This window comes from Actinotalea ferrariae CF5-4, assembly GCF_000603945.1.
In the GTDB taxonomy this organism is placed as follows: domain Bacteria; phylum Actinomycetota; class Actinomycetes; order Actinomycetales; family Cellulomonadaceae; genus Actinotalea; species Actinotalea ferrariae.
Window position 1 is genome coordinate 1 of the sequence record NZ_AXCW01000200.1, and the last position, 7,716, is coordinate 7,716.

General features: G+C 76.9%; 9 protein-coding genes. 2 read left to right on the top strand and 7 right to left on the bottom strand.

Features of this window, described 5'->3' with window-relative positions:
- The 5 genes from N866_RS14265 to N866_RS14285 all read right to left on the bottom strand — a co-directional run.
- The coding region (locus tag N866_RS14265) for a hypothetical protein (protein WP_155855388.1) at positions 1-851 on the bottom strand (851 nt) is incomplete at its 3' end.
- Between the two features lie 10 nt (positions 852-861).
- Complete coding sequence (locus N866_RS20020) at positions 862-1,605, bottom strand: Pvc16 family protein (RefSeq protein ID WP_052023088.1); 744 nt, start codon at positions 1,603-1,605, stop codon at positions 862-864.
- Positions 1,606-1,770: 165 nt separating this feature from the next.
- Positions 1,771-2,160, bottom strand: coding sequence for a DUF4280 domain-containing protein (locus N866_RS14275; protein ID WP_034227524.1), 390 nt, complete (start codon positions 2,158-2,160; stop codon positions 1,771-1,773).
- Positions 2,161-2,169: 9 nt separating this feature from the next.
- Positions 2,170-2,664 carry a septum formation family protein gene (locus N866_RS14280; protein WP_052023089.1) on the bottom strand — a complete coding sequence of 165 codons (495 nt, stop codon included), beginning with the start codon at positions 2,662-2,664 and terminating at the stop codon, positions 2,170-2,172.
- Between the two features lie 106 nt (positions 2,665-2,770).
- Positions 2,771-3,853 carry a hypothetical protein gene (locus tag N866_RS14285; protein ID WP_052023090.1) on the bottom strand — a complete coding sequence of 361 codons (1,083 nt, stop codon included), beginning with the start codon at positions 3,851-3,853 and terminating at the stop codon, positions 2,771-2,773.
- A gap of 248 nt (positions 3,854-4,101) precedes the next feature.
- On the opposite strand from N866_RS14285, the gene N866_RS14290 reads away from it, so the two are divergent.
- Together N866_RS14290 and N866_RS14295 are read left to right on the top strand one after the other, a co-directional pair.
- Positions 4,102-4,989 (top strand): Gmad2 immunoglobulin-like domain-containing protein, encoded by an 888-nt coding sequence (locus tag N866_RS14290; protein ID WP_155855389.1) that lies wholly within the window; start codon positions 4,102-4,104, stop codon positions 4,987-4,989.
- 117 nt (positions 4,990-5,106) lie between these two features.
- Positions 5,107-5,724 carry a nitroreductase family protein gene (locus N866_RS14295; RefSeq protein WP_034227527.1) on the top strand — a complete coding sequence of 206 codons (618 nt, stop codon included), beginning with the start codon at positions 5,107-5,109 and terminating at the stop codon, positions 5,722-5,724.
- A gap of 5 nt (positions 5,725-5,729) precedes the next feature.
- On the opposite strand, the gene cofC is transcribed toward N866_RS14295, so the two are convergent.
- Both cofC and cofD read right to left on the bottom strand, forming a co-directional pair.
- Positions 5,730-6,416 carry a 2-phospho-L-lactate guanylyltransferase gene (cofC, locus tag N866_RS14300; protein WP_245612602.1) on the bottom strand — a complete coding sequence of 229 codons (687 nt, stop codon included), beginning with the start codon at positions 6,414-6,416 and terminating at the stop codon, positions 5,730-5,732.
- A 32-nt stretch (positions 6,417-6,448) separates the two neighbouring features.
- A complete protein-coding gene (gene cofD, locus N866_RS14305) occupies positions 6,449-7,474 on the bottom strand; it encodes a 2-phospho-L-lactate transferase (protein WP_034227528.1) in 1,026 nt (341 codons plus the stop codon).
- Between the last annotated feature and the right edge of the window lie 242 nt (positions 7,475-7,716).

Below are 7,716 nucleotides of genomic sequence, written 5' to 3' on the forward strand. Positions count from 1 at the left end.
AGGCCCGCCGGCAGCGCGCCGGCGCGGTCCATCGCGCCGGCGGGGGCGAGGCCTCCCGCGGCCCCCGCGCCGGCCGTCCCCTCCAGGACCGTCGCGGCGAAGAAGGACTCCGGCGCCACCTTGGTCACGGCCTCGGCACCCAGGACCGAGCGGATGCCGAGCAGGAAGATCGCGGCCCACGTCGCGACGATGGCCAGCAGGACGAGCGCGGTCAGCAGACCCCTGCTGAGGAGGGACCGCTGCCGCAGCACCAGCGCGACGACGGCGGTGCTCTCCCCCGCCGTCGCCTCGACCCGCAGCGGCCGGTCGCGGTCCCCGCCGAGGAGCTGCCGCGGCCCGCGGACGTCGACGAGGCACCGCGCCGCCGCGCCGGGGGCGACGTGGACCGTGGACGGCACGATCCGCGTCGCGATCGTGCGGTCGGCGTCGCTGCTGCGCAGGGCCACGTCGAGGGCGACGTTCCCCTCGTTGCGGACGTCGACGGCGAAGCGGGCGCGGCGCCGGGCGCGCACGACCGTCGGCGCGGCCGCCAGCGCGAGGGCGGCACGGTCCCCGACGACGACGTCGACGTCGTGGTGGACGACGTGGGTGCCGGCCTGCCCGACCACCTCGACGGTCACGGGGTGGCGGCCCGCGGGGAAGGACGCCGGCAGGTCCAGGCGGACGACGAGGCGCCCGACGGCGTCGGGGAAGAGCGGCAGCACGGCCGGCGTGACCGTGACGTGCTCCGCGGGCAGGCCCAGGACGCGCGCCGTGACGCCCTCGATGACCGACGAGGTGTTGACGACCTCCAGGGCGATCTCCCCGGCGCCGCCGGGCACGATGTCGACCACCTCGACGGGGCTCGTCACCCGCACCGGGTCACGCCCCCGTCCCCGCGCCGGGACCGGCCGGGCCGGCGGTCCCGCCGTCGTCGGCCACCGTCGTGCGCAGCGCACCGTCCTCGTCGCGTCGCGTCACGAGCGGCGGGCGGGACGGCGTCGCGTCGGCCGGGGGGACCGACGGCACCGGGGCCGCCATGCCCTCGATCGCGCTGACCCCCGGGGCCGCCGTCCGCCACGCGTAGGCGTCGCTCGCGACGGTCGCGTGCAGGGTGAAGGACGCCTTGAGCGTCCCGCCCAGCCCGCCCCACAGGTCACGGGGCCGGTTGAGCTCGTCGACGGCGAGGGTGAGCTGGACGCCCGAGCTGAGCGGGGTCGCCAGGTGCTCGGGCGGGAGGACCTGCGCGGCCAGGAGGCGGGTCAGCACGTCCCCGAGCAGCTGGTGCTCGTCCCGCGTGCTGCCGGCCCAGGCGCTGACCAGGTAGGACAGCTGCACCATCGGCAGCGGGGCGCGCTGCTCGAGGCGGCCGTCCGCGCCCGTGCGCGAGGCCGCCGGCCGGGGCGGCTGCGGGCTGCGGGAGACGGAGTAGAGGAAGAAGTTCACCGTGATCCGGTTCACCTGGGCGGCCCACGTCCCCGACGGCGCCTCGAAGGAGATGTCGCCGACCTCCCGCGACAGCGGCAGGGCGGCGCGCAGGAAGGACTCCAGGCCTTCCTCGACCGCGGGGATCAGCACGGGCGCCTCTCCCTCCTCGACGAGCCGGACCGCGGCGGGGCCGTGCATGGGCAGGGGCCAGCACGACCCCACCGGGCACGTCGATGCTAGGAACGGCCCCGGGACCCAACATCGGTAATCACTACCGATGTTGCGTCGGGACCCTCGACCCCTGCCCGGGTGGGCCTCCACGCTCCGAGGTGGAGACGTGTGGCTGCGGCCCGCGGGGCCGCGTCAGCCCTCGGTGGTGCGCACCGCGCCGGGGTTGAGGATCTGGATGGCGCCCCCGTACGCGCACGTGCACTGCGCGCCGAGGGTCAGGGCCGGCTTGCCTCCGACGAACGTCTTCGTCGCCCCGTTGGTCCACGGCGTCGTCACCGGCAGGCAGGGCATCGGGGTGAGGACGCCGAGGGCGGCGGCGGTGGCCGCGGCGACGGTCGGGTTCGACGGGCTCGTGCACATCCCGAAGGGCGGGATGTTGAGGACGGGCACCGAGTCGGTGACGGCCGCGGCCGGCTTGCCCTCGATCAGCACCCGCGCCAGCGGCAGGACGACGAGGGTCGAGGGTGCCAGCCCGAAGCTGCACATCAGGGTCGCGGTGGCCGTCGCGGCGGGCTTGCCCATGGCTGCTCCTCAGGTCCCGCTCTGCCGGACGGAGGACGTGAGCTGCTCGCCCGTCGTGGTCACGACGCACACGATCGAGCGGTCGGCCTCGCGGCCCGCGCCCTGCCAGCCGCGCGGGGACGGCAGCAGGTACGTGAAGAACAGCGAGGAGTCGCGGTAGTCGGTGCCGACGTAGCCCGCGAAGGTCTCCAGGCACCGGCCCTCGGCGAAGGACGTCAGCACCGCCTCCCCCGGGTACTCCTCCGGCGTCGCGCCGTCGGCGTCCTCGTACACCTCGACGGCGTAGACCTCCTGCTCGTGCGGGTCCGTGCACGGGACCAGCCGCACCGACCCGACCTCCGCCTGCACCTCCTGGGGCGCGAGCAGGCAGTCCCCCACCTCCAGCTCGAGCACGCCGACGACGTCGCCGCGCTCGTCGGACCCGAAGAGCCCGCACCCGGCGAGGGCCAGGACGGCGAGCAGGGCCGGGGCACGGCGCGTCGCGAGACGTGCGCTCGACGTCACGGCACTCCTCCCGGGCACGTCGCGGCGGTCGTGCCGGCGACGTCCCGACGCTAACCGGCCGCCCCCGCCCGAGCCTCAGTAGTTGCTGCGGAACTTGCCCGGGGACTCACGCCCGCTCGCCGGCGGGCGTCACCTGCCAGACGAGGTCCTGCGTCACCGACGCGCCGGGGTCGATCGCGACGAGGGGCGCGAGCACCTCCAGCTCGACCAGGTGGGCCGTCGGGTGCAGTCCGCCCGGCCCGCCCAGCGGTTCCGCCAGCGGGCACTGGAACCACAGCTCGGCCCGGGCCCCGCCGTCGGGGTAGGTCGCACCCGGCACCGGGGTGAAGAGCAGCTCCAGCCCGGCGCCGTCGGGCCGCACGTAGGCCAGGCGGCCCGACGCCTCGGTGAAGCCGACCTTGCCCACGACGTCCGCGACCGGCAGGTGCCAGGCGCTCCGCGAGCCGCCGGTCGGGCCGGGGAAGGGCCCCAGGGACTCGACCTCGCCGACCAGCCGGACCATGTCGAGCGGCGCGGCGGGGACCGCATCGGTCCCCTCGCCCGGCTCGACCTCGACCTCGACCCGGGCCCGGTCCAGGGGCAGCCCCGCACCGCTCGCGGTGTCGACCTGGCAGACCTCCCAGGGCGCCCAGCGCACCGGGACGGCGGCGACGTTCGTGAACGTCGTGCGCTGGTGCAGCCGCGTGCCCGTGGCGGGCAGCCGGAAGGCGCGCTCGACCCGGAGCCCGGTCCGCGCGTCGTCCGGGCTGGTGAGGGTGACGACCACCGTGTCGCCCACCGCCTCGGCCCGGGTCGACCACGGGCCGGCGTCGAGCACGGCGTCCGGGGGGCCGGGCCACTCGTCCGGACCGGACCAGCCCTGCGGTGCGGGCCATGTCTTGGAGCCGCCGACGTTGGCCCAGCTGCCCATGCCGCCGTCGAGCGGCGCCCACGTGCTGCGCGGCCGCACGGGGCGCAGGTCCGCGTCGAGGTAGTCCGGGTTGCGCCACAGGAGCTCCGCCCCCGCGTCCGCCGGCTCGCCGCGGCGCCGGCCGCGCAACGACACGAGGCGGCCGCCGACGCCGGGGAGCAGGACGAGCGACAGCTCGCCGTTGTCCAGGCGCAGGGTGGAGAGGTCGCCGTCGTCCACCCAGTGGCACACGAACGGGAGCCCCTCCACGACCGGGAGCTCGGGGACGTCGACGGCCACGGCACACCTCCAGAGAACGCTCTCTCAGGCCGCACCCTACCGGGTCGTAGCGGGTCGTCGCGGGTCGTCGCGGGTCCTCGCCGGCGGGGCGCCCGCCGGTGCGCCGCAGGTCCCTGCGGCCGTTCGGGCGCACCTCCCGGAGCGTCGGCACGGATCTCTACCAGCGCACGGACCCCCGGTGCCAGACTGGGAGCGGGACCACGACGAGCCGGACGGGCCGTGCCGGGCGGCCCCGGCTGGAGGGCATCATGAACCGCCGGAGGACGACGTCCGCCGCCCTGGTCGCCGTGGCGGCGCTCGCACTCGCCGGGTGCGGCGGCGACGCGGAGCCGACGGTCGCGCCGTCGGTGACGACCGAGCCGAGCACGACGACGACGCCCGAGCCCGAGCCCGAGCCCACGGAGACGACCGAGCCCGCGGAGACGCCCACGCAGGCCGTCACCGCGTACTACCTGGTCGACACGCGCGCCGGCGTGCGCCTGGCGCGGGAGACCCGCGAGGCCCAGGGCAGCGACCCGCTGGTCGCCGCGGTCGAGGCGATGATCTCGGGCGCCGACGACCCCGACTACAGCACCGCGTGGGACCCCGGCACGCAGGTGCTCGGCGTCACCGCGGAGGCCGGCACCATCACCGTCGACCTCAGCGAGGAGGCCCGGACCGCGAACATCGGCTCCGAGGGCGCCGCGCTCATGGTCCAGCAGCTGGTCTGGACGGTGACGGACACGGCCGACGACGACGGCGCGGGCGTCGTGCTCACCATCGCCGGCGAGCCGGCGGGCGAGCTCTGGGGCGCCGTGGTCTGGGACGGACCCGTCGTCCGCGAGGAGGCCATCGACGTCCGGGTGCTGGTGCAGATCGACGACCCGGCCGAGGGCGCCACCGCCTCCTCCCCCGTGACCGTGAGCGGCGAGGCCGCCGTCTTCGAGGCCAACTTGCCGTGGGCCGTGCTCGACGCCGACGGTGCCGAGGTCCAGACGGGCTTCACGATGACGGCCGAGGGCCAGACCTTCGCGCCCTACTCGTTCGAGGTCGAGCTGGAGCCCGGCACCTGGACCATCGTCATCACCGAGGACGACCCGTCCGACGGCGAGGGCGGCGTCCCGATGACGGACAGCCGCACCATCACCGTCGAGTAGGCACCGGCCGCGGGACCATCGCAGCAGCGGGGCGCGGCACGGCAGCACGAGGGCAGAGCACGGCAGCAGGAGGGCGCAGGACGGCAGCAGGCGGGCGCAGCACGGCAGGATCACGGCATGGAGCTGCGCGAGGTCGTCGTCCGCCGTCGCATGGTGCGGTCCTTCACGCCGGAGCCCGTCCCCCGCGCGGTCGTCGACCGGATGCTCGCGCACGCCGTCCGCGCGCCGAGCGCGGGCTTCAGCCAGGGCTGGGCCTTCCTCGTGCTCGACACCCCCGACGACGTCGCCCGCTTCTGGGCCGTGGCCACCCCGCCCGGCCGGGGGGGCGCCCCGGACCGGTGGGCCACCGGCATGCGGCGGGCCCCGGTGCTCGTCGTGCCGTTCGCCCACGAGGCCGCGTACCGCGAGCGCTACGCCGAGCCCGACAAGGCCGCCGGCGGCGAGCCCCAGGACCCGCGGGAACGGTGGGGCGTCCCCTACTGGTACGTCGACGCGGGCATGGCGTCGCTGCTCATGCTCCTCACCGCCGTCGACGAGGGCCTCGGGGCCTGCTTCTTCGGGGTGCCCGCCGAGCGCGTCGCGGCGCTGCGCGCGGAGTTCGGGGTGCCCGACGACCACGAGCCGGTGGGCGTGGTCGCGGTCGGCCACCCCGCGCCGGAGCAGGCGGTCCGGGGGTCGGCCGCCCGCCGCCGCCGTCGACCCCTCGACGAGGTCGTGCACCGCGGGGGCTGGTGAGGCGACTACCGGCGCGCGGGACCGGTCCGCAGGAGGTCGTCCCGGACGGGCTGCGGCAGGGCCGCCCAGTCCGCCGCGGTGTCGAGGTCGCGTGCGGTGCCCGGCCGGTCCACCAGGTCCACGTCCAGGCCGAGGCGGCGCGCCTCGGCCTGGTGCAGCGCGCGGGAGCCGGGCCCGAACCGGCACCCGAACGCCTCGGCCCCCGGCTCGGCCAGGACCAGCGCGTTCGTCCCCGTGCCGGCGACGTCCGGGGCGAGGACGACCGGGCCGGCCGGCACGAGGAGGGCGGCGACGTCGTCGGGTGTGAGCAGCGGAAGGTCGGCGTGCAGCACGACGCTGCGGTCCGCACCGAGCTCCCGGGCCCGCGCCCGGCCGAGCTCGACGGCCGGGTTGAGGCCCCGCACCCCCGGCGGCTGGACCAGCACCTGCACGGCGCCGGGAGCACCGGGTCGCACCCCGGCCAGCACCCCGGCCAGCACCCCCGCGGCGTGCGCCGCGTCCGTGGTCACGACCACCACGACGTCGACCTCGGGGGCCCGGGCGAGCGCGTCGAGCACGCGACGGGCGAGAGCCGTGACGAGCCCCTCCCGGGCGTCGGGCGTGAGCGGCAGGTCGAGCCGGGTCTTGCCCCCGGGACCTCGGAGCGGCACGACGGCCACCGTGGTCGGGCGGGCCACGGTGGAGCCGGTCACCGCTGCACCCGTCGCGCCCGGGTCCGCCACCGTCACTGGCGCCCGGCGGCGATGAGCACCTCGCGGGCCAGGCGCGCGCGGTCGGCGCGGTCCCGCATGACGGCGTCCGTGACGACGGCGCGCATGCCCAGCGCCTCGACGTCCCGGACGAGGCCGGCGTCCGCGCGGTCCACGACGAGCACGTCGACGAGGCCGGCGTACATCCGCGCCACCCCGAGGGCGCTGGGCTCGTGGCCGAGCGCCGCGAGCACGTCCGCGGCGGGGCCCTTGAGCGCCCGACCGCCGATGATCGGGCTGACGGCGACGCAGGGGGCGGAGCGCTGCTCCAGCGCCGTGCGGACGCCGGGCACGGCGAGGACAGGGCCGATGCTCAGCACCGGGTTCGACGGCGCCAGGACCAGCAGGTCCGTGTCGCGCAACGCCTCCAGGACGCCCGGCGCGGGCCGGGCCGCCGCGGCCCCGTCGACGCGGACGTCGAGCACGGGGTCGGCGTGCCGCCGGCGCACGAAGTAGTCCTGGAACTCCAGCGTGCCGGCCGGGGTGTCCACGAGGGTCGCCAGCCGGTCGTCCGTGACCGGCAGCAGTCGTGCCGGTACGCCCGTCGCGGCGGCGAGGCGCGCCGTCGTCGTCGAGAGGGGCTCCCCCGCGCGGCGTGCGGCGGTCCGGGCGACGTGGGTGGCGAGGTCGCGGTCACCGAGCAGGAACCACGTGTCGACGCCCAGCTCGCCCATCGCCTCGTGGACGGTGAACGTCTCGCCCTCCAGGCCCCAGCCCTGGGCCCGGTTCTCGCGTCCGGCGAGGGTGTACATCACGGTGTCGAGGTCCGGGCTGACCCACAGACCGTGGATCTCCGCGTCGTCGCCGGTGTTGACGACGACGGTGAGGTCCACCGGCTCGGAGCGGACGTCGTCGGGCGGGGCGGTCGGCAGCACGGCCGGATGGCCGTCCGACCGGGCGGTCGGCGGAGGCTGCGTGGGTGCGCGGTGGGCCCGGGCGATGCCGTCCGCGAGCCGGGCACCTCCCACGCCGCCGGCCAGGAGGGTCACCCGTCGTGTCACGTCGTGATCGTAAGGCGGCACCGGCACGCCACCCGGACGCCCCGGGACGCGGCGGTCTCCCGGGTGACGTGGGAGAGTGGTCCCGACCCCCGGGGCCGGGCTGTGGCCCCGTGGCGCCGCGTCCGGACCTGGACACGGCCGGTCACCCGGTGCGGACTGTGCGCCTGTCCCTGACGCCGCGCGCGTCCACGTCTGCCTCGGAGTCCCTGTGCCCACCCAGCCTGCCGCCCAGCCCACCCTCC